Origin of the sequence: Streptomyces sp. NPDC059788 (assembly GCF_042732265.1) — a bacterium.
Taxonomy (GTDB): domain Bacteria; phylum Actinomycetota; class Actinomycetes; order Streptomycetales; family Streptomycetaceae; genus Streptomyces.
Map to the genome: position 1 here is coordinate 122,280 of NZ_JBHWHY010000019.1, position 21,445 is coordinate 143,724.

The window sequence follows — 21,445 nt, forward strand, 5'->3', positions numbered from 1 at the left end:
CACCGCCGTCACGGCACGATCTCCCAACAGTGGGCGGCCAGGAACTCCCCCACGGCCGCGTCGATACGCCCCTCGTCGTCGCCGGAGGCCCGCAGCACCCCCAGGAAGTCGCGGTTGGTGCGGTACAGCGGATGCCGCTCGCCCGTCTCGCGTAAGGGCCGGTAGTCGAGGCGGACGCCGCCCGCCTCCTGTACGTGTGCCTCGGGCGCGGCCTTGAGCGTCCCCGCCCGGTCGGCGCAGACGTACTCCATGCGGACCCGTGTGCCGCGCCGCGCGGCCAGGGTGTCCGGCAGCCGCTCCCCCAGGTGCGTACGGAGGATCAGCTCGAAGAGCGGGATGTCCAGCGCTTCGGCGAGGGCCAGATCGCACCGGTCGCCGATGGCGCGGTAGTTGACCTCGATGATCCGGGCCACGCCTGCCTGGTCGACGTATTCGGTGTGGCAGGCGCCGAATCCGACGCCGAGCGCGCGCAGTTGCCGCAGGACCTGGTCCGTGCCGGGGCGGGGCGGCTCGGGGAGCAGACGCAGCCGTTCCTCGACGAAGAAGGGCGGTGGCGAGATGTCCGTACGGAACGAGGCCAGCGGGTGCAGTGTGTGCCCGTCACCGAGGGTCTCCAGGGTGTGCAGCGGGCCGTCCAGGTACTCCTCCAGGAGGAGTACGGCGCCGGGCCGCCGCTCCCGGATCTCGCGGCAGCGCGCGGCGAGTTCGGCGTCGTCCGCGACGAGGAAGACGTCCTCGCTGGCGACTCCTTCGCGCGGCTTGAGCACACAGGGGTACGGGACGCCGTGGCCGTGCGGGGCGCCATGGCCGTCCGGGGGGTCGTCCGGCGCCAGTTCGGCGCATCTGACGGTGTCCAGTCCGGCGGCGGCGAGGCCGCGCCGCAGCTCGGCCTTGTTCTTCGTACGGAGCGCGGCCCGCCAGTCCTTGCCCGGCAGCCCGAAGTAGTCGGCGGCCAGGGCGGCCTGGGGCTGGAGGTGGTCGCTGTTGGTGAAGACCGCGCCGGGCCGTCCGACTCGACCGGCGCGCGCGGCGATCCGGGCGATCACCGCGCGGAAGTCCCGCACGTCGCACGGTACGATCTCCAGCCGTCCGGGCAGCGCTCCCGCCGACGGTCCGCCCGCGCGCCACTCGCACCCGTACCGCTCGTACGCCGCCTGGTGGGCGTCCGGCTGATCGGTCAGCAGCGTCACGGCGAGGCCGAGGCGGGCCGCGGCCGGCAGGAAGCCTTCCGTGACGGAGTCGGTGGGGTTGCGGGCCAGGAGAGTCAGGCTCGCGCAGACGTCGTTCGGGGTTGCGGCCTCGTTCACACGCCGAAGATTAGGTTAGGCATACCTAACCTTGTCAACTCGCTTCCACCCACCGTCGCGTCCCCCCTTTCTACCCCCTCCCCGCTCCTCCCCCATGCCCCTTTTCCGGCCCTTCCGCCGCCCTTCCGTCACCCCTCCGGCTCGCGGAGGCACCCGGGCTTAATACCTCCTCAGATCTCCCTTAAGAGGGCCATAAAGATCGCCGCGGACCGGCTTTCGGGCCCGAATCCGCTGCTCAGCGGGGCTAGCGTGCTGAATCGCACCGACGGAGCCGGGCGCTCCGGCCGATGCCGCTCCCCCTGATCCGACGAAGGAGACCCCCACGATGACCGCTCGCCGCAAGGCCGCCGGGATCGCGCTGACCGGGATCGCCCCGCTGGCGCTCACCGCGCTCACCGCGACCCCGGCCGTCGCCCACGGCTCGATGACCGACCCGGTCAGCCGGATCTCCGCCTGCTTCGCCGAGGGCCCCGAGCACCCGAAGTCCGCGGCCTGCAAGGCGATGGTCGCGGCCGGCGGCACCCAGGCCCTGTACGACTGGAACGGCGTACGGGACGGCAACGCGGGCGGGCAGTCCAAGAAGCGCATCCCGGACGGGAAGCTGTGCAGCGCCGACAGCGCCGAGTACAAGGGCCTGGACCTGCCGCGGGCCGACTGGCCGTCCTCGAATCTGAAGGCGGGCGACCACACCTTCCGCTACAAGGCGACCGCACCGCACCGCGGCTCCTTCGAGCTGTACATCACCAAGGACGGCTACGACCCCACCAAGCCGCTCAAGTGGTCCGACCTGGAGTCCGAGCCGTTCGCCAAGGTCACCAACCCGAAGCTGACCAACGGCGACTACGTCTTCGGCGGCAAGGTGCCCGCCAGGTCCGGCCGCCACCTGATCTACAGCATCTGGCAGCGCTCGGACAGCCCCGAGGCGTTCTACACGTGCTCGGACGTCGTCTTCGGCAAGGGCGGCGGCGGTACGGGCAAGGGCGCGGCGGCGTCGGGCCCGGCCGCCGCGGCGCCGAGCGACCGGCAGATCGCCGCGGAAGCGGACAAGTCGTCCATGGACCACATGCACCACGGCGGCCAGGGCGCGCACGGCTCCCACGACGGCGCGGCGGCGGCCGGTGACGGCGGCAAGGCGCCCGACGACGGCGGCGCGGGCAACGCGGCGCGTCCCAACGGCGGCGCGGCCGAGATGGCGGGCGCCGAGCGGGCCGGCGTCCGGCAGGCGGCGGGCAGCCACCTCGCGGAGACCGGCGGCGACAGCTCGACCGCGCCGATAGCCGTCGGCGGCGCGGCCGTCCTGGCGCTGGGCGCCTCGGTCCTGTTCGCGAGCACGCGACGCAAGGCGGCCAGGCAGCGCGGCTGACCCGCCCGCTCCCCCGGACCACCCGCGGGGTCATCCCCCACTGGCCCCGCGGGGCCCCTCTCTCCCCAAAGTCCCCGTGGGGCCATCCCCCACCGACTTCACGGGCCCCGCACCACCCCCCACACTGGCGCCGCCGTCCCCTTTCCTTCACCTCAGGGGGCGGCGGCGCCGCCACGCGCGCCCCGCTCCCGCGCCGCACTCCCCTGTGGTGCGGCGTGACAGCACGGCGGGCGCGCCCGGCCGTGGGGCTTCCCACCACGTGTCATCCCTCAGCGCCGGGCAGCTCACCGGAGATTCCCGTTCCGGCGGGCAAATCCCGGGAATCCGCGGGGAAATCGCGGAATCCCGCAATCCCCGATGCCCGCGGAGGGACACCCGCGCCGGGCCGTTGTCAGTGGGGTCCCGTACAGTCACAGGGAGTTGACCTTGCTGACGAGGGGGAGCACCGTGACGACGAGGGAGTGGGCCAAGGGCGCGGCGACCGGACAGGTCGCGGAGGTCGTGTCCGAGCGCGAGCTGCGGGAGCTGATCGGCGAGCCGGGCGACCACGCGGCGAACAAGACCCGCACGCGCCTGCACGACCTGGACCGGCAGTGGCTGGCGCGCTCGCCGTTCTGCTATCTGGCCACGGCGGACGCCGAGGGCCGGTGCGACGTCTCGCCCAAGGGCGACCCGGCCGGTTTCACGCTGGTGCTGGACGACACGACACTCGCGATACCGGACCGCCCCGGCAACAAGCGCCTGGACGGCTTTCGCAACATCCTCGCCAACCCGCAGGTCGGGCTGAACTACGTCCTCCCCGGGCGCGGCGACACCCTGCGCGTCAACGGCCGGGGCCGCATCCTGCGCGACGCCCCGTTCTTCGACGACATGGTCGTCAAGGGCAACCGCCCCCGGCTGGTGCTGCTCGTGGAGATCGACGAGGTCTTCTACCACTGCTCCAAGGCGTTCCTGCGCTCCCAGCTGTGGCAGCCGGAGAGCTGGCAGCCCGACGCGATGCCCTCCCGGGCCCGCATAGCCAAGGGTGTCGAGGTCCCCGACATCCCGCTGGAGACCCTGGAGGCGCACTACGGCCCGCGGTACGCGGACCGGCTGTACGGCTGAGCGAGCTTCGCCGCGGGCCGGGCCGCCGCCTCGCCGAAGCGCTCCCGCGCCCGGTCCACGGCGGCCTCGATGCGGCGCGCCTTGTCCTCGGCCGGGTCGAACGTCAGCTGCCGGGTGGCGAGTTCGGCGCGGCACAGGTCTTCCGCCCGCAGCGCCACGGACCGTACGCGTGCCCGCTGCAGTCCGAGCGCCGCGTGCAGCGCGTACGCCGCGTCCGTCAGCGCGGGCCCGTGCGCGGTCGGTTCGGGCAGCCGTCGGGTGCGCGTCGTCGTGGAGCGGTCGGCGTAGCGGACGGTGAGGGTGAGCGCGCGGGCCGCCCGGCCGCTGCCGCGCAGCCGGGCGCCGAGGTCGTCCGCGAGCGAGAGCAGCGCGCGCCGCCGCCGGTCCGGGTCCAGCTCGTCGTGCGCGAAGCGGTGTTCGGCGCCGATCGAGCGCGCGGCGGCGTTCGGGGTGACCGGGCTCGGGTCGATCCCGCGGGCCTTGTCGTGCACCGCCCGGCCGGTCTTCGCGCCGAGGATGCGCTGCAGGGTCGCGGGCGGCGCGGCGGCGATCCGGCCGACGCTGTCCAGCCCGTACGCACACAGGGCGCGTGCGGTCGCCGGGCCGACGCCGTGCAGCGCGGCGGCCGGTTTGCGGTCGAGGAAGTCCGCGACGCCGTCCCCGGGGACGCGGCGCACCTCGCCGGGCGCGGCTCCCTGCGCCGCCATCCGCGCGAGCAGCGGGTTTCCGGCGATGCCGATCGTGCACCGCACGCCGTACCACGCCAGCGCCCGCAGCCGGATCAGTTCGGCGATGCCCACGGCGTCCCGTTCGAAGTAGCGCAGCGCTCCCCGTACGTCGGCCAGCGCGGCGTCCGGCGGCAGCGCCTCGATCACCGGCGTGAACTGGCCGAGCAGCCTCAGGAGTTGGCCGTACGTCTCCTCACCGAGGGGCGCGTCCGGGCCGCCGCCGGTACCGCCGCGCTCCGCGCTCCCGTCCCCGGCGGCGCAAAACCGTACGTACAGCATCTCGACCGGCGCCCCGGCCCCCGCGGCCGTCCCGCTCCCGCCGGTCATCCCGCGCTCCCCGGGCTGGCGTGCCACAGCTTGCGCCCGGTGCCGGCGCCTTCGCCCGCCGGGCGGAGGTCGGCCCAGGGGTGCAGCTCGTAGCCGGTCTCCAGCCGGATGGTGCGGCCGGCGGCAGCCGGTTCCGCGCCCGGCCGCGGCTCCTGGGCCGCGCCCGCCCAGGTCGCCTCGGCCGCCGCCGAACCGGCGCGGCCCGGCTCGCTGTGCACCCGGCGCGGCACCGCGCCACCGTCCGCCGCGCCGCCGTCGCCCGCCCCGCCGTCCGCCGCCCCGGCCGGGTCCGTCGTCCGGCCTCCTTCCGCGAGGCGCGCGGTGACCGCCTCCAGGCCGCCTTCGCGGCGCAGTTCGGCCAGCTCGGCCAGGTTCCAGGCGGCGGCGCCGACCACGCTGAAGCTGCGCGGCCCGCGCCGCTGGACCGTGCCGCGCACGAGCAGCAGCCAGGAGTGGAAGACGGTGTGCGCGCAGGCCTCGTGGGAATCGTCGAAGAAGGCGCAGTCGACCAGGCCCGTACTGTCGTCGAGGGTGGTGAAGATGACCCGGCGCCCGGAGCGGATCGGCGGGGTCTGGGTGGCCGCCTTGGCCCCGGCGACCAGCACCGTCTCCCCGTTCTCGGCGTCGCGCAGCCGCTTGGCGGGCAGCGCCCCCAGCTCCGCGAGGAACTCCCGGTGGTCGCTCATCAGGTGCCGGGTGGTGTCCATGCCGAGGACGCCCAGCTCGGCGCTGAGCCGTTCGACGTCGCTCAGGTCGGGCAGCCCGGCCGGTTCGACCGCCTCGACGGGCGCGCCGGGGCCGTCCCCGGCGTCGAGGGGCAGTTGCCCCGCCGCCACGCCCCGCTGCCGGCCGTGCAGTTCGGCCAGGTGCAGCAGCAGGTCGCGGCGGTTGGCGCCGAAGGCGTCCAGCGCGCCGACCCGGGCGAGGCGTTCGGCGACCGGGCGGCTGGGGCGGGCCCGCCGCCACAGGTCCGGGAGCGAGGCGTAGGGCTGCCCGTCCTCGATGCGCCGGGCCTCGGCCTCGCTCATTCCGTGCACGTCGGCCAGCGCGAGCCGCAGCCCCCAGACCGCCGTCCCGTCCCCGGGAGCCGGACCCTCGGCCGGACCCGGCACACCGGCCCCGGCCGCACCCGAGACACCCGCCACACCCCCTGCGTCAGACACCAGTTCGATTCGATGGGCGACCGCCGACCGGTTCACGTCCAACGGCAGCACCGGCACCCCGCGCCGCCGCGCGTCCGCCAGCAGCAGCCGCTTCGGGTACATCCCCGGGTCGTGGGTGAGCAGCCCGGCATAGAAGGCCGCCGGATGGTGCGCCTTGAGCCAGGCGGACTGGTACGTCGGCACCGCGAAGGCGACCGCGTGCGCCTTGCAGAAACCGTACGAGCCGAACGCCTCGACGATCTCCCAGGTGCGTTCGACCACCTCGGGGGCGTACCCCCGCCGGCTGGTCCGCTCCGTGAACCAGGCCCGCACCTGCCCCTGTATCTCCGGCTTCGACAGCGCGCGCCGCTTCTCGTCCGCCTCGCCCCGGTCGCAGCCGGTCATGATCCGCAGGATCTCGATGACCTGCTCGTGGAAGACGACCACGCCGTACGTCTCGCGCAGCGGCCCCTCCAGGTCCGGGTGCGGATAGCGGGCGGGCCGGCGGCCGTGCCGGGCCTCGATGAAGGGCCGCACCATGTCGGCCGAGACCGGCCCTGGACGGAACAGCGAGATGTCGACCACCAGGTCGTGGAAGGTGGCGGGCTGTAGCCGGCCGACCAGGTCGCGCTGGCCCGGCGACTCGATCTGGAAGCAGCCGAGCGTCTCGGTGGAGCGGATCAGGCCGTACGTGGCGGGGTCGCCGGGCGGCACCTGCGCCGGGTCGTCGAGGTCGACGGCGCGGCCGGTGGCCCGCCCGATCTCGGCGGTCGCGTGCGCCATCGCGGACTGCATCCGTACGCCCAGCACGTCCAGCTTGAGCAGCCCCATCTCCTCCACGTCGTCCTTGTCGAACTGCGACATCGGCAGCGGGGAGCCGCCCTCGCCGTCGCGGTGCGGGATCTCGCTGCGGGTCGGCACGACGGGGGTGCGGTCCAGCAGCGAGGCGTCCGAGAGCAGCACCCCGCACGGGTGCATGGCGATACCGCGCGGCAGCGCGTCCAGCGCCTCGACCAGGTCCCACATCGGCCCGTACCGGTCCGCGTCCACGCCGCGCAGCTCCGGCAGTTCGGCGAGGGCCGCGCGGGCGTCGCGGGCCCGGATGTGCGGGAAGGCCTTGGCCAGCCGGTCCACCTCGGCCGGGTCCATGCCCAGTGCCGCGCCCACGTCCCGTACGGCGTGCCGGACGCGGTAGGTCTCGGGCATGGCGACGGTGGCGACCCGCTCGGTGCCGAACCGGTCGAAGATCGCGCGGTAGACCTCCAGGCGGCGCGCGGACTCCACGTCGATGTCGATGTCGGGCAGCACCGCGCGGCGCTTGGACAAGAAGCGCTCCATCAGCAGCCGCTGTTCGACCGGGTCGGCGTGTGCGATGCCCAGCAGGTGGTTGACCAGCGAGCCCGCGCCCGAGCCGCGCGCGGTGACCCGGATGCCCAGGTCCCGGGTGTCCTCGACGACCTGGGCGACGGTCAGGAAGTACGAGGCGAAGCCGTGGTGCTCGATGATGTCCAGTTCGCGGTCCATCCGCTCCCAGTACTTACGGCGCCGGTCGTAGCCGCGCAGCACCATCCCGGCGGCGCAGCGCGAGCGCAGCACCCGGCCTGCGGTGCGGCGGGCGGCGCCGACCAGGCGGGGTTCGGGGAAGTGGACGGTGCCCAGTCCGATGTCGTCCTGCGGGTCGACCCGGCAGCGGGCGGCCGTCTCCTCGGTCATCTCCAGCAGCCGTCGCGCGGTGTCGCGCCCGAGTCCGGCCGCCTCGGCGACCCGCTCGGCGGTGCGGGCCATCGCGTTCGCGTCCTTGAGCCATCGCTCGCCGCCGTCCCGGGTCTCCGGGCGGTGCCGGTCCACCGGGACCAGGCGGCGGGCGGAGTCCAGGACGTCGGCGACCGGGCCCTGGCCGGGGTCGGTGTAGCGGACGGCGTTGGTCAGTACGGCGCGGACGCCGTGTTCGACGGCGAAGCCGAGGGTGCGGGCGGCGAGGCGCAGCGAGCCGGGCCCGGTGCCGGTGCGGCCGTGGTCGACGACTTCCAGGCGCAGCGCGTCGCCGAACAGTTCGCGCCAGGGGGCGAGGAGCCGGGCGGCGCGGTCGGGGCGTCCCGCGGCCAGCGCGCGGCCGGTCTCGGAGTCCGGGCCGAGCAGGACGGTGACCGCGTCCGGCGCCCCGGCGCGCACCGCTTCGGTGAGGGCGGCCCAGGTCAGTACGGGCCGGGCGGACTCCCCTGGCAGGGCGCTCGCGTGCGCGGCCGAGACCAGGCGGCAGAGCATGGCCCAGCCGGCCGCGCCGTCCCGGGCGAGGAAGACGGCGCGGGCCGCGGACTCGTCGATGAACGCGCCGCCGCGCACCGGGCCGCGCCGCCGGGCCGTACCGGGGGCGACGCCCTGCGCCGGGCGGCCGTCCGGGGGCGGGGCCACCGCCAGTTCGGTGCCGAACAGCGGGCGGACACCGGCCGCGGCCGCGGCCCTGGCGAAGCGGACGGCGCCGGCCAGGCCGTCCCGGTCGGTCAGCGCGAGGGCGTCCATGCCGCGTTCGGCGGCGCGCTCGGCGAGCCGCTCCGGGTGGGCGGCGCCGTACCGCAGGGAGAAGCCCGAGGCGGTGTGCAGATGCGTGAACCGTGGCATCCGCGCCTCCTGCCGCTCGTACACCCCCTGACCGTTGCTGCGTCCCCCGTCGCGGTTCCACCATAACTCTTTTCTCGAACAACCGTACGAAATTCGAACAGCGCCTGCCGCCGCTCGCCCCGAACACTCCTCCGCCCCGATCAGCCCGCCCGGCCTGCGAAGATCCGTAATGCGCCGGAAGATATGGGGCAAAAGGTCCGAGAACGGAAGAACCACTCGGTACGACAGGGCGAGGGAGTGGCGCATGGCCACGGCGGACGACGGCACCCGCGACAGCCAGAACACCCGGGACACCCGGGGCGAGGACACCCCGAACACCAGCTTCCTCGGGGAGGTGAAGGACGCGATCTCGGCCCGGGCCGCGCTGCTGATGATCGGCGTACTGGCCCTGACGGCCCTGTTCATCGCCTCGTACGCGGGCGCCTTCCACTCCCCCAAGCCGAAGGACGTCCCGCTCGCGGTCGTCGCGCCCCAGCAGATGGGCGGGCAGCTCGTCGAACGGCTCGACAAGCTGCCGGGCTCCCCCCTCGATCCGCGCACGGCCTCCTCCGAGGCGGACGCGGCACGGCAGATCAAGGAGCGGGACATCGACGGCGCGCTGGTCGTCGACCCGCGCGGCACCACCGACAAGCTGCTGGTGGCCAGTGGTTCCGGTGCCTCGCTCTCGCAGGCCGTCGAACAGGTCGTCACCCAGGCCGAGAAGGCCCAGAAGCGCACCGTGCAGGTCCAGGACATCGCCCCCGCGGACCAGGACGACACCCGCGGCCTGTCCTCGTTCTACCTGGTGGTCGGCTGGTGCGTGGGCGGCTATCTGTGCGCCGCGATCCTCGCGATCAGCTTCGGCGCCCGCCCCGCCAACCTCAAGCGGGCCACCGTCCGGCTGGGCGCGCTCGCCATCTACTCGGTCTTCACCGGCCTGGCCGGGGCCGTCGTCATCGGCCCCGTCCTGGGGGCCATGCCCGGCAGCCTCTTCGGGCTGTGGGGCCTGGGCGCGCTGATCGTGTTCGCGGTGGGCGCCACCACCTTCGCCTTCCAGGCCGTCGCCGGGATCATCGGCATCGGCCTGACCATCCTCGTGGTGGTGATCGCCGGCAACCCCAGCGCGGGCGGCGCCTACCCCTACCCCCTGCTGCCGGCCTTCTGGCGCGCGATCGGCCCCGCGCTGCCGCCGGGCGCCGGCACCTGGGTGGCCCGCTCCATCGCGTACTTCCACGGCAACGCGGTGACCGGCCCGCTGCTGGTGCTGTCCGCCTGGGCCGTCGCGGGCGCCGTCCTGACGCTGGTCTTCGCCGCCCTCACCAAGGGCCGTACGGTGATCAACCGCAGCGAGGTACGGCAGTGACGGCGGCGCCCGCCCCGGCCCCATGACGGCGGCATCCGCCCCGGCCCCCCATGCCGGCGGCGGACGCCACCGCCGCCCTCACATGTGCGTACCGCCGTCGATACGGATCTCCGTACCGGTGACGAACGCGCCGTCCTCGGAGGCGAGCATCGCGATGACGCCCGCGACCGTCTCCGGGGGCGCGAAGCCCTCGCCGATGGCCGGCATCAGCTTCACGAACAGGCTCATGTCGGCGTCCGCCGGCAGGCCCGGGTCGTCGGTCATGCCGGACCGTACGGACCCCGGCGCCACACACACCGCGCGCAGCCCCTGCTTGGCGTACTCGCTCGCGATGGCGTGCGTCATGGACTGGATGCCGCCCTTGCTGGCCGCGTACGCCGCCATGTAGGGGTGCGCGAACGCGGCGGAGGTCGAGCTGAAGTTGACCACCACCGGCGCCCGGCCGCGCAGCAGCGCGGGCAGCGCCTCGCGGATCATCAGGAAGGTGCCGGTCAGGTTGACCGCGATGATCCGGTTGAAGGCGTCCAGGCTGGTCTCGTGGGTGTGCGAGGCCCGCAGGATGCCCGCCGCGTTGACCAGGACGTCCAGTCCGCCCAGCTCCTCGACGGCGGCGGCGACGCCGGCGCGCGCCGCGGCCTCGTCCGCTATGTCCAGGACCGCGGTGCTCAGCCGGTCGCCGCGGCCGTCCGCCGCGGCGCGCTCCGCGGTGGTCTTCAGCCCCGCCTCGCTGATGTCGGCGGCCACCACCCGGCCGCCCTCGGCCAGTACGCGGTGGACGGTGGCCTGCCCGATCCCCGACCCGGCCCCGGTGATCAGGACGCGGCGTCCGTCGAAGCGTTCCATACGGCTTACTCCTGCCCTCGGTGTCCGCGTCCGCCGCGGACGACACCGGCACCGTACGCCCAGGTGGCACGTTGTGCCACTTTCGCGCGTCGTGCCACCTTGTCGTACGGGCGCCGTAGGCTCATCCCATGTCCATCGCACCGCGCCCCACCCCACCGGCAGCCGCGCCGGCCCCTGATCCAGCCCCTGGCCCCGCCCCCGCTCCCTCGTATCCCGGCTCTCCTTTCCCCTCCCTGACCGAGCGGCGCAAAGCGGCGACCCAGCAGGAGATCGCCCGCGCCGCGGCGGCGCTGTTCGCCGAGCACGGCACCGGCGTCACCGCCGACGACATCGCCCGCGCCGCCGGTGTCGCCCCGCGCACCTTCTACCGCTACTTCCGCACCAAGGAGGACGCCGTCGCGCCGCTGCTCGCCGTCGGCGTCCGGCAGTGGCTCGCGGACCTGCGGCGGCTGGCCGGGGAGGCGGACGACCTGCCCGTACGGGACGTGCTGGAGCGCGCGGCACGCCGGGCGCTGACGCCGTCCGACGAGCGGGCCGCCGAGGCGCTGCGCTGGACGCGCGGACTGTTGCGGGCGATGCGGGACGACCCGGCGCTGCGCGCGGTCTGGCACCGCGTCCACCACGACTCGGAGGAGGCGCTGATCCCCGTCCTGGCCGGGATGACGGACGCCGGGGCACCGGAGGCGCGGCTCGCGGCGGCAGCCGCGAACACGGCGATGCGGGTCGCGGTGGAGACCTGGGCCGCGGCGGACGACGACGCCCCGGACGAGCGGGCGGACGGCCCCGCCGAGCTGGTGGTGCGGAACATGCGCGCACTGACGGCGGGCCTGCCCGGACTGGACCGGCGCCGGACATGACACCGCCGGGCCCCGAAAAGGGCCCGGCGGCAGTCGTACGGGGCGGGGCGTCGCCCGCCCCCGGCACGTCGCTTACAGCGCGCGCTCCAGCCGCTCCGCCACCAGCTTGGTGAAGCGCGCCGGGTCGCTCAGCTCCCCGCCCTCGGCGAGCAGCGCCATGCCGTGCAGCAGCTCCGCCGTCCCGGCGAGGTCCGCGTCGTCGGGACGCTCGGCCTGGGCCTTGCGCAGCCCCTCGACCAGCGGGTGACCGGGGTTGAGCTCCAGGATGCGCTTGGCCTCGGGCAGCTCCTGGCCCATGGCGCGGTACATGTTGCGCAGCGCCGGGGTCACGTCGTCGGTGTCGGAGACGACACAGGCCGGGGAGACGGTCAGCCGGGAGGACAGCCGCACCTCCTTGACCTGCTCGCCGAGCCGCTCCGTCATCCAGGTCAGCAGACCGGCGAAGTCCTCCTGCCGCTTCTCCCGCTCGGCCTTGACCTCCTCGGTCTCCTCCTCGGCGAGGTCCGCCTCGCCCTTGGCGATCGACCGCAGCGGCTTGCCGTCGAACTCGGGGACGGTCTCGACCCACACCTCGTCGACCGGGTCGGTCAGCAGCAGCACCTCGTAGCCCTTGTCCCGGAAGGCCTCCATGTGCGGCGAGTTCTCGATCGCGGTACGGGACTCGCCGGTCATGAAGTAGATGTGCTCCTGGCCCTCCTTCATGCGCTCGACGTACTGCTGGAAGGTGGCCGGCTTCTCCTGGTCGTGGGTCGTGGCGAACGAGGCGACGCGCAGGATGGCGTCGCGGTTCTCCTGGTCGCTGAGCAGGCCCTCCTTGACGACCCGGCCGAACTCGCCCCAGAACGTGGCGTAGTTCTCCGGGCGCTGGGTCATCATCTCCTTGATGGTGGACAGCACCTTCTTCACCAGCCTGCGGTGCATGAGCTGGATCTGACGGTCCTGCTGGAGGATCTCGCGGGAGACGTTGAGCGACAGGTCCTGGGCGTCGACGACGCCCTTGACGAAGCGCAGGTACTCGGGCAGCAGCGCTTCGCAGTGGTCCATGATGAAGACGCGCTTGACATAGAGCTGCACGCCGCGCCGGTGCTCGCGCGCGAACAGGTCCTGGGGCGCGCGGGCGGGCAGGAACAGCAGCGCCTGGTACTCGAACGTGCCCTCCGCCTGCATCCGCAGGGTTTCGAGCGGGTCGGTCCAGTCGTGGCTGATGTGCTTGTAGAGCTCGTGGTACTCCTCGTCGCTCACCTCGTCCCGGGAGCGCGCCCACAGCGCCTTCATCGAGTTGAGCGTCTCGGGCTCCGGCGCGGCGGCCTCGCCGTCCTCCGTGTCCTGGTCCGGTTCGGCCGCGGCCTCGGGGGCCATCCGGACCGGCCAGGTGATGAAGTCGGAGTACCGCTTGACGATCTCCCTGATCTTCCAGCGGGACGTGTAGTCGAAGAGCTGGTCCTCCTGGTCCACCGGCTTGAGCCGCAGGGTGACGGCGGTGCCCTGCGGCGCGCCCTCGACCGGCTCGACGGTGTACGTGCCCTCGCCGGTCGACGACCAGCGGGTGCCCTCGCTCTGCCCCGCGTGCCGGGTGACCAGCGTGACCTCGTCGGCCACCATGAACGCGGCGTAGAAGCCGACGCCGAACTGCCCGATCAGCCCCTCGGCTGTGGCCGCGTCCTTGGCCTGCTTCAGCTCCTGGAGGAACTTGGCGGTGCCGGAGTTCGCGATCGTCCCGATGAGCTGGACCACTTCGTCGTGCGACATGCCGATGCCGTTGTCGCGGACGGTCAGCGTCCGGGCATCGGCGTCGGTCTCGATGGCGATGTGGAGGTCGGAGACATCGGCGTCGAGCGTGTCGTCGCGCAGCGCTTCGAGGCGCAGTTTGTCCAGCGCGTCGGAGGCGTTGGAGATCAGCTCGCGCAGAAAAACGTCCTTGTTCGAGTAGATCGAGTGGATCATCATCTGCAGGAGCTGTCGTGCTTCTACCTGGAACTCGAACGTCTCGGTCGGCATATGTGTCAATTCCTTCTCGTGTCACCAGGTGACGGGCTCTCCCGAGAACTGTAGATCAGCTGGTCGGAGCGCACGGGTGCTTCCGCGGCACGGCCGTACGGACAGCCGTACGGCCGCCCGCGCGCGACGGGCCGCCCGCCCCGCCGCCACCGGCGGCCACCCCGCCCCCGCCCTTCGCAACACCCCCGCCATCCACCGCACTTCGGCCATTAGCGGCGAACCCGTACGAGCCCCCCGCACCCCCGCGAACACCAGGAGTTGGCTGTTATTCACTGCACAACCACCCCGTCCGGAACCCGACGCCCCTGATGTTCCCGCTGACCGCACGGCATAGCACACATCGCGTACCGAAACACCCGTCACTCGACTTCACGCCACCACGCTGAGTTTTCAACCATCGACCAGAAGTAACCGATGGATGTGCTTTCCTGATGCGCCTCGGCCAGACTCCTCGGTGTCCGGCATTCGAGACAACAACCAAAGGAGTGTTCGAAAATGCGGTACATCACTGGGGGGATCGCGCTGGGCGCGGCGCTCGCACTCGGCGGCCTGGCCACCACGGCCCAGGCACAGCCCGCGGCGCCGAAGAGCCTGTACGCACCCTCGGAGTTGGTCCTCACCGTCGGGTACGGGGACACCGCCGCTACGGCCTCCATCCAGCGCGCGGTATCGCTGAGCTGTAGCTCGTCCGGGACCGGTTCGCACCCCATGGCGCGTGCCGCCTGCGCCCAGCTGCGCACCGCGAACGGGAACTTCGACGCGATCACCAAGTCCGCCTCGGACCGCATGTGCACCAAGGAGTGGAACCCGGTCACGGTCACCGCGAACGGCGTCTGGCAGGGCCGCCGCGTCGCCTACGAGCACACCTTCGCCAACCCCTGCGCGATGGAGGGCGGCAAGGGCCTGGTCTTCGAGTTCTGACCGGGCGGTGATCCGCTGAGCGGTCCGGCCGCCCGCACCTCGCGGCCGCACCGCCACGGCCCCCGGACATCCCCGCGGATGTCCGGGGGCCGCTGCCGTTCCGGCACGGCGCCCCGGCGGGCGGTCAGCGCGCCGACGTCGGACGCGCGGCCCGCACCCGGCGGGCCCCCTCCACCGCCACGACCACCGCCAGGGCCAGCCCGAACGCCAGCAGCACCCCCTTGACCGGCTCCTCGGCGAACCCGGCCCCGCCGATCGCGCCGATCCCCGTACTCGTCACCGCCCACAGCCCCGCGCCCGCGGCGTCCAGCAGGACGAACCGCCGCAGCGGGAACCGCAGTCCGCCGGTGGACAGGCCCGCCGCCACCCGCCCGCCCGGCAGGAACCGCGCCGCGACCACCAGCAGCGTCCCGTGCCGCGCGACCGCGTCGCAGGCCCAGGCGTACCGCCGCCTGCCACGCTCCCCGCGCAGCAGCCGCGCGATCAGCCGTGGGCCGCCCCACCTGCCGACCGCGTGACCGAGGCAGTCGCCGCACAGCGCGCCCGCCGCCGCCACCGCCGCCAGCGCGGCGAGCCGCGGCAGGTCGGGACCGAGCAGCACCGCCACCATCACCACGGTGGTCTCGCTCGGCATGAACGGCAGCAGCGCGTCCAGCCCGGCCACCACGAAGACGATTCCCCACAGCCACGGCGAGTCCAACTGCCCCCGCAGCAGCTCCACCAGCTGCCCCAGCACGTCACCCATGGGCGGGCCGCTCCCCCGCGCACACGGCGCGCTGCGCCCGCTCGGCCAGCGCGCGCCGGTCCCCCACGGGCTCCAGCGGCGGGTGGACGGCCACCCGTACGGTGAGCCCGCCGGCCCCGGCCACGCGATGCAGCGAACGGCCGAACCCCTCGTCTCCGAGGTAGGCCGCCACCGTGCTCGGGACGCCGTGCTGGGTGTAGGAGACCGTCACCGGCCGTACGGGGGCGCCCGCGTCGATCGCGGCCTGGAAGGTGGCCCGCCGGAACCGCCCGGCCGCGGCCGAGCACCAGGTGGTGCCCTGCGGGAAGACCAGCACGGACCGGCCGCCACGCAGAATCCGCGCCAGGTCCGCCACGACGTGCGGCAGTTCGCGCAGCTCCCCACGGTCGATGAACCGGGTGCCCGCCTTCCTGGCGAGCGGGCCCAGCAGGGGCCACCGGCCGATCTCGCGTTTGGCCAGCGCCGTCGCCGGCTCGACGGCCAGCAGGGCCATGACGTCCAGCCAGGAGATGTGGTCGGCGACGATCAGCGTGCCCGGACCGCCCGGCGGGCGCGGCACACTGAGCGGCCCGCCGTACGGAGCGGGGGCGGCCGTACAGGAACTGCCGTACGCCCCTGGGGCATCCGCTGCTCCGGAGCCGCCGGTCACGGTCTCCACCCGCACCCCGAGCGCCCGCAGTACGGCGGCGGCCCGCAGCCGCATCGTCGCCGGGTCGGCGAGCCGCTCCCCCGCGGCGGCCCCCGCGGCCAGCGCCCCGGCCAGTCCGGCATAGCGCGCGACGCGGCGCGGGGCGGACACCCGCGGGGCGGTGTGCCGGGCGCAGCGCGGGGTGCAGGTCGAGGCCGCGGCCCACGCATTCACCGGGAGTCCCCGAGGAAGAAGCGGCGGTAGCGGTCGTTGAGCCGCTCCATGTCCAGGAGGACGAAGAAGTCCGCGACGCCGAACTCGGGGTCGTGTGCCGGCGCGCCGCACATCCAGGCGCCGATCCGCAGGTAGCCGCGCAGCAGCGGGGGCAGTCGCGCATAGCTCGGCCCGCCCGCGCGGTCCGCGCCCGGCGCGCCGTCACCGGGCGGCGGGCCCGCCGCGTCGGGCGGGCCGGGTATCCACGGGCGCCGCGGGTGCACCCGCAGGTCCGGCGGAGACGCGTGCCGGGTGGAGCCGAGCAGCCAGGCGTCCGCCGCGGCGCGCCCGCCGTCGTGCAGCGGCACCGAGGCGCAGCCCGCCAGGTAGCGGTGCCCGGACAGCGTGACGTAGCGCGCGAGCGCCGCCCACATCTGGTTCACGACGGCGCCGGAGCGGTGGTCGGGGTGGACGCACGAGCGGCCCGCCTCGACCGTGCGGGCCCGCAGTCCGTGCAGGGCGCGCAGGTCGAACTCGGCCGCGGCGTACGAGCGTTCCGTGCGGCCGGGCGGCAGCAGGCGGTAGGTGCCGACCACGTCGCCGGTGGCCGTCTCGGTGACGATCAGGTGGTCCGCCAGGTCGTCGAAGCCGTCCACGTCGTGGCCCGGCAGGGGCGTACGGAGGGTGGCGCCCAGCTCCCCCGCGAACACCGCGTACCGCAGCCGCTGCGCGGCCCGTACCTCCGCGGGCGTCCCGGCGAAGGAGGTGACGTAGGCGGGGCGGCCGTCGGCCGGCGTGGTGGGTGCCGGGGTGGCGGACATCGGGGTGGCGGGCACCGGGCCCTGGGCGGCAGGGGCGGTCGGGACGGTGGCGGGCGCGGCGGTCGGGAGCATGGCGGGTCCTGTTCTCCGTGCGGGAAACCGGTCGCCTCCGACGCTAGGAATCCCGCTCCGCCCGGACATTGCCCGAAAGGCACCCGCCGCCCCTTACTTTCGTCGGGCCGCCCGCGGTCCGCCGGGTGAACTCCGCACGCCGGCCCGCGGTCCGCGCTGCCGCCCCGCCCCCTCCACGGGACGGCAACGCGGAAGCCCTCGCGCCGCCCGCCGTAACGGCATGGCGTGCGGCTCACCGGCTCGCGCCGGATTCTTTTCGGCCACGGGGCTGATGCATCATTAGAGCCAGCCGCACCGGGCTTGGCAAATCGGTTCCGGCCGCCGCGGGGGAAAGCCGGGAGGGCAATTCGGCAAAGGGCTCCCGACTTCCTGAAGTCGTCACGCGCCACCCCGGCAAAACATCCTCATACCGGACATTTGCCAGCCGCTTCCCCGAAAAGCGGCACGCTTGAGAGCTGCCTCACATCCCCTTCGAATGGGCGGGTCACATGACTTTCTCGTCAACATTTCAACGGGCCGGCCCGGCGTAGTGAAAACGATTCCCTGGAAGGCGTGGGGGGGAGTCGACGAGGCCCGGAGTCGACCCACCCGCACCTCGTCCGGCCGACACCCGCCGACCTGGCGGTAATTACACAGACTCCTTTCCTATTCTTTTTCCGGACGGCCGGACAGCCGTCCGCCCGGAAAACGGAAACGGCCCCCGGCGGCAATTGCGCCCGGGGCCGTTCCGCTACGAAATGGCCGTGCTCACGACATCGGCGTCAGCCGATCTCCGCGCCGACCGCCTTCAGGGCGGCCGGGACCGGCTGGAAGTAGGTCTCGCCGCCCGAGGAGCAGTCGCCGCTGCCGCCCGAGGTCAGACCCAGCGCCGAGTCGCCGTCGTACAGCGCGCCGCCGCTGTCGCCGGGCTCGGCGCAGACATCGGTCTGGATCAGCCCTTCGACCGTGCCCTCCTGGTAGTTGACGCTCGCGTTGAGCGCCTTGACCGTGCCGTCGTGCACCTGGGTGGTGCTGCCGCTGCGCGTGACCTTCTGGCCGACGGTCGCCTCGGCGGCCTTGGTGATCTTCTGCGGGCTGCCGCCGTAGGTGTTCACCTCACTCGGGTGCGCGGTGTCCCCGGTGTACTTGGCGATGGAGTAGTCGCTGCCCGGGAACTTGGAGTCCTCGGTGGTGGCGATCTCCTGGCCGCCCTGCTTGTCCGACCACGACTTCACGGCGTTGCCGCAGTGGCCGGCGGTCAGGAAGTACGGCTTGCCGCCCTTGACGACGTTGAAGCCGAGCGAACAGCGCGAGCTGCTCCCCCAGATCGCGTCGCCGCCGGCGATGAACGGGGTGAACTCGGCCTTGCTGCGCCGCAGCTCGGCCTTGCTGCCGAGGCTCTTGACAACCTTGCCGACCTTGTCCAGCTCGGCACCGGTGACGGTGCGGTCGGCGGTGACGACGATCTTGTTGCTGCGCGGGTCCATCGCCCAGGCCGTACCGGGCACGGTGGCCCGCTGCTTGAGCGTCGCCCGGGCCGCGTCGAGCTGGGCGAGGCTGTGCCGGACCATTCTGGCCTCGGCGCCCTTCGCCCGTACGGCGTCGGCCGCCTTCTGGTCGACCACGTTGACCACCAGCTTCTTGGTCCCCGCGTCGTAGTACGAACCGGCCGCATGGCCGTTGAGCTGCGACGCGAGCGCGGTGGCCGCGGCGGGCGTCAGTTGCTTCGCGGCCGGTCCGTCCGCCGCGTTGGCGTTGGCCAGGGTGAGGGTGGCGGTGGCCGCCAGGGCCAGTGCTCCCGCGCCGGCCAGGACCGCGCGCCGCTGGGTATTCCGTCGGTGCTTCAACTCAAAGCCTTCCGTGGGGGGATGGGCCGCGGGGTGTGGGGGTCCGCGGGCCCGGAGGGTGTTGAGGAACAGACACAGAACGGGAGATCCCTGCGCAGCCTGCCGCAGGAAGTCGCGTCCATGCCAATGCGCGGTTTCGAGTATTCCGATTAACGGTGCTCGCGCACAAGACCGAGATCCGGTCTGGAGATCGGCAGCCGCTCAACCGCTCGTTCATCCGGCGTTCCGATATCCGCGCACGTCGTCCCCCTGTGCGGACACCAAACGAACACTTTGGAGTGGCCGGGGCGAGCCTCAGCCCTGGTCTACACCTGTCTGAAAATCGATGCTCCAGGCCGGACTTCGCCCACCGGCATCGATACGGCGCGAGGGAGAATCAACCCATCGAGGGACGTGCTTCGCACATCAGGACAGGATTTGCTCCTCCGGAAGCGGCCACTCCGCCTCAGGGGAGCTGTTCCGCCTCCGGCAACTCCTCCAGCGCGGCAGCCGCTTCGGCACCCGGCGCGGTTCCGGACAGGGGTATCTGTTCCGGCGCGGCCCCGGCGCGGGGCGCAGGCTCCCGCGCGGCCCCGGGTGCGGTCTCCCGCGCGGTCTCCGGCGGTCCGGGCGCGGCGGGCCGCTGCCGCTCGTACGCGTCCGTCTGCGCCTGCGCCTGGAGGCCGGAGCGCTCCAGGAATCGCAGCAGCTCCACCGGGAAAGGCAGCACGAGCGTCGAGTTCTTCTCGGCGGCGACCGCCACCACCGTCTGCAGCAGGCGCAGTTGCAGGGCGGCGGGCTGGTCGGACATCGCCTGCGCCGCCTCGGCCAGCTTCTTGGACGCCTGGAGTTCGGCGTCGGCGTTGATGACCCGGGCCCGCCGGTCGCGGGTGGCCTCCGCCTGGCGCGCCATCGACCGCTTCATGGTCTCCGGCAGCGACACGTCCTTGATCTCCACCCGGTCGATCTGCACGCCCCAGCCCAGCGCCGGGCTGTCGATCATCACTTCCAGCCCCTGGTTGAGCTTCTCCCGGTTGGAGAGCAGGTCGTCCAGGTCGCTCTTGCCGATGATGGAGCGCAGCGAGGTCTGGGCGACCTGGGAGACCGCGAAGCGGTAGTCCTCGACCTTGACCACCGCGTCGGCGGCGTCCACGACCTTGAAGTAGACCACCGCGTCCACCCGGACCGTCACGTTGTCGTGGGTGATGCCCTCCTGCGCGGGCACCGGCATCGTGACGATCTGCATGTTGACCTTGCGCATCCGGTCGACCCCCGGAACGATCATGGTGAAGCCCGGCGGGCGGGGGGCCGACGTCAGCCTGCCCAGCCGCAGGACGACGCCCCGCTCGTACTGCTTGACCACCCGCGCCGCGGCCATCACGTACACCGCCCCCGCCGAGGCCAGCGCGACCCCGGCCGTCACCAGTTCCTCGACCATCACGGCCCCCTGCCGTACGCGCCCCTGCCCGAGTCGTGCGTCCTCACCACGGTATGACCGGCTCCTGCAACGGTCGAGAGTGCGCGTCGGCCCGGTCCGCGCCCCACGGACGAGCCCCCGTCCGCCGGTGCGGACGGGGGCCGAGGTGCTGCTGCCGGCTGCGTGGGGTACTGCGGGCCGCCCGGTGCACGGGCCGGGCGGCCCTCGGGGTCAGTAGATGCTGACCCCGTACGCGCTGATCGCTTCGGTGACCGGCTGGAAGTAGGTCGTGCCGCCGGAGGAGCAGTTGCCGCTGCCGCCGGAGGTCAGGCCGAGTGCCGTGCTGCCCGCGTAGAGGGGGCCGCCGCTGTCGCCGGGCTCGGCGCACACGGTGGTCTTGATCAGACCGTTGACGACGTCGCCGCTGCCGTAGTTGACGGTGGCGTTCAGGCCGGTGACCTTGCCGCTGTGGGTGCCGGTGGTGGAGCCGCGGCGGGTGACGCTCTGGCCGACGGTCGCGTTGCCGGCCCGGGCGATGTCCTGGCCGCCGACCGTCCCCTCGTGCGAGACGGCGCTGTTGCCGTACCGGACCAGGCCGTAGTCGTTGCCGGGGAAGCTGGACCCGGCGGTCGGGCCGAGGCTCGTGCTGTGCGAGGAGTTGGTGTACCAGGGCGGGTTGCCGTCGGTGCAGTGGCCCGCCGTCAGCAGGTAGTACGTGCTGCCCTTCTTGACGTTGAAGCCGAGGGAGCAGCGCCAGCTGGTCGCGTAGATGGCGTCGCCGCCGGAGATCAGCTTGCGCAGCACGCCGGGGACGCGTTCCACCTTCAGCGCGCCGGCGTTGGCGCCGGCGGCCTGCTCGATCCGGTCGAGCTGTGCCGGGGTCACCCGGCTGTCGGCCTGGACGACCACCTTGCCGGTCTTCGGGTCGACGGCCCAGGCGGTGCCCGCGATGTCCGCGGACCGTACGGAGTCGCTCACGGCGGCGAGCTGGGAGGCGCTGAACGTGGTGGGCGGGGCGGGTTCGCCCGCGTGGGCGGTCGGCAGGGCCATGGCGCCGACCGCGGCCAGTCCGGACGCGAGGGCGATCAGCCGGCCGCGTCTGGCGATGCCGCTCCGGGGGGTGGTGCGCTCGTGTCTCACTGCTGCCTCCGAGGGGATCGGGGGGACCCGCCGGTGGGCAGGTCCGTGTGACA

General features: G+C 73.5%; 16 protein-coding genes. 5 read left to right on the forward strand and 11 right to left on the reverse strand.

Annotated features, from left to right (window positions below; genetic code table 11):
* Nucleotides 1-8 precede the first annotated feature (8 nt).
* Nucleotides 9-1,307, reverse strand: coding sequence for an acetyl-CoA carboxylase biotin carboxylase subunit family protein (locus tag ACFV57_RS18595; RefSeq protein WP_385232850.1), 1,299 nt, complete (start codon nucleotides 1,305-1,307; stop codon nucleotides 9-11).
* A 325-nt stretch (nucleotides 1,308-1,632) separates the two neighbouring features.
* On the opposite strand from ACFV57_RS18595, the gene ACFV57_RS18600 reads away from it, so the two are divergent.
* Nucleotides 1,633-2,670 carry a lytic polysaccharide monooxygenase gene (locus tag ACFV57_RS18600; protein ID WP_385232853.1) on the forward strand — a complete coding sequence of 346 codons (1,038 nt, stop codon included), beginning with the start codon at nucleotides 1,633-1,635 and terminating at the stop codon, nucleotides 2,668-2,670.
* Nucleotides 2,671-3,117: 447 nt separating this feature from the next.
* Nucleotides 3,118-3,774, forward strand: coding sequence for a pyridoxamine 5'-phosphate oxidase family protein (locus ACFV57_RS18605; protein ID WP_385232856.1), 657 nt, complete (start codon nucleotides 3,118-3,120; stop codon nucleotides 3,772-3,774).
* On the opposite strand, the gene ACFV57_RS18610 is transcribed toward ACFV57_RS18605, so the two are convergent.
* Together ACFV57_RS18610 and ACFV57_RS18615 are read right to left on the reverse strand one after the other, a co-directional pair.
* On the reverse strand, nucleotides 3,738-4,829 hold the full coding sequence (locus ACFV57_RS18610) for a helix-hairpin-helix domain-containing protein (protein ID WP_385232859.1): 1,092 nt from the start codon (nucleotides 4,827-4,829) through the stop codon (nucleotides 3,738-3,740). The two genes, ACFV57_RS18605 and ACFV57_RS18610, sit on opposite strands and share 37 nt — an antisense overlap.
* Entirely contained in the window at nucleotides 4,826-8,590 is a 3,765-nt protein-coding gene (locus ACFV57_RS18615; RefSeq protein WP_385232862.1) for a DNA polymerase III subunit alpha, read from the reverse strand. The genes ACFV57_RS18610 and ACFV57_RS18615 overlap by 4 nt, the downstream gene beginning before the upstream one ends.
* 244 nt (nucleotides 8,591-8,834) lie before the next feature.
* Here ACFV57_RS18615 and ACFV57_RS18620 point away from each other — a divergent pair, with 244 nt between their 5' ends.
* Nucleotides 8,835-9,932 carry an ABC transporter permease gene (locus tag ACFV57_RS18620; RefSeq protein WP_385232864.1) on the forward strand — a complete coding sequence of 366 codons (1,098 nt, stop codon included), beginning with the start codon at nucleotides 8,835-8,837 and terminating at the stop codon, nucleotides 9,930-9,932.
* A gap of 78 nt (nucleotides 9,933-10,010) precedes the next feature.
* On the opposite strand, the gene ACFV57_RS18625 is transcribed toward ACFV57_RS18620, so the two are convergent.
* Entirely contained in the window at nucleotides 10,011-10,775 is a 765-nt protein-coding gene (locus ACFV57_RS18625) for an SDR family NAD(P)-dependent oxidoreductase (RefSeq protein ID WP_385232867.1), read from the reverse strand.
* Between the two features lie 128 nt (nucleotides 10,776-10,903).
* On the opposite strand from ACFV57_RS18625, the gene ACFV57_RS18630 reads away from it, so the two are divergent.
* Nucleotides 10,904-11,632 (forward strand): TetR family transcriptional regulator, encoded by a 729-nt coding sequence (locus tag ACFV57_RS18630; protein WP_385232870.1) that lies wholly within the window; start codon nucleotides 10,904-10,906, stop codon nucleotides 11,630-11,632.
* Between the two features lie 72 nt (nucleotides 11,633-11,704).
* Here ACFV57_RS18630 and htpG read toward each other — a convergent pair whose 3' ends face one another.
* Nucleotides 11,705-13,630, reverse strand: coding sequence for a molecular chaperone HtpG (htpG, locus tag ACFV57_RS18635; RefSeq protein ID WP_385232873.1), 1,926 nt, complete (start codon nucleotides 13,628-13,630; stop codon nucleotides 11,705-11,707).
* A gap of 495 nt (nucleotides 13,631-14,125) precedes the next feature.
* Here htpG and ACFV57_RS18640 point away from each other — a divergent pair, with 495 nt between their 5' ends.
* Nucleotides 14,126-14,551, forward strand: coding sequence for a subtilase-type protease inhibitor (locus tag ACFV57_RS18640; protein ID WP_385232876.1), 426 nt, complete (start codon nucleotides 14,126-14,128; stop codon nucleotides 14,549-14,551).
* A 124-nt stretch (nucleotides 14,552-14,675) separates the two neighbouring features.
* On the opposite strand, the gene ACFV57_RS18645 is transcribed toward ACFV57_RS18640, so the two are convergent.
* From ACFV57_RS18645 to ACFV57_RS18670, 6 genes are all read right to left on the reverse strand, one after another.
* Nucleotides 14,676-15,296 carry a DedA family protein gene (locus tag ACFV57_RS18645; protein WP_385232879.1) on the reverse strand — a complete coding sequence of 207 codons (621 nt, stop codon included), beginning with the start codon at nucleotides 15,294-15,296 and terminating at the stop codon, nucleotides 14,676-14,678.
* On the reverse strand, nucleotides 15,289-16,158 hold the full coding sequence (locus tag ACFV57_RS18650) for a lysophospholipid acyltransferase family protein (RefSeq protein ID WP_385232881.1): 870 nt from the start codon (nucleotides 16,156-16,158) through the stop codon (nucleotides 15,289-15,291). Before ACFV57_RS18650 ends, ACFV57_RS18645 begins: the two co-directional genes overlap by 8 nt.
* Entirely contained in the window at nucleotides 16,155-17,030 is an 876-nt protein-coding gene (locus tag ACFV57_RS18655) for a GNAT family N-acetyltransferase (protein WP_385232884.1), read from the reverse strand. The genes ACFV57_RS18650 and ACFV57_RS18655 overlap by 4 nt, the downstream gene beginning before the upstream one ends.
* Before the next feature lie 761 nt (nucleotides 17,031-17,791).
* Nucleotides 17,792-18,856, reverse strand: coding sequence for a S1 family peptidase (locus ACFV57_RS18660; protein ID WP_385232887.1), 1,065 nt, complete (start codon nucleotides 18,854-18,856; stop codon nucleotides 17,792-17,794).
* A gap of 445 nt (nucleotides 18,857-19,301) precedes the next feature.
* Nucleotides 19,302-20,273 carry a slipin family protein gene (locus tag ACFV57_RS18665; RefSeq protein ID WP_385232890.1) on the reverse strand — a complete coding sequence of 324 codons (972 nt, stop codon included), beginning with the start codon at nucleotides 20,271-20,273 and terminating at the stop codon, nucleotides 19,302-19,304.
* A 210-nt stretch (nucleotides 20,274-20,483) separates the two neighbouring features.
* A complete protein-coding gene (locus tag ACFV57_RS18670) occupies nucleotides 20,484-21,392 on the reverse strand; it encodes a S1 family peptidase (RefSeq protein WP_385232893.1) in 909 nt (302 codons plus the stop codon).
* Nucleotides 21,393-21,445: the final 53 nt, after the last annotated feature.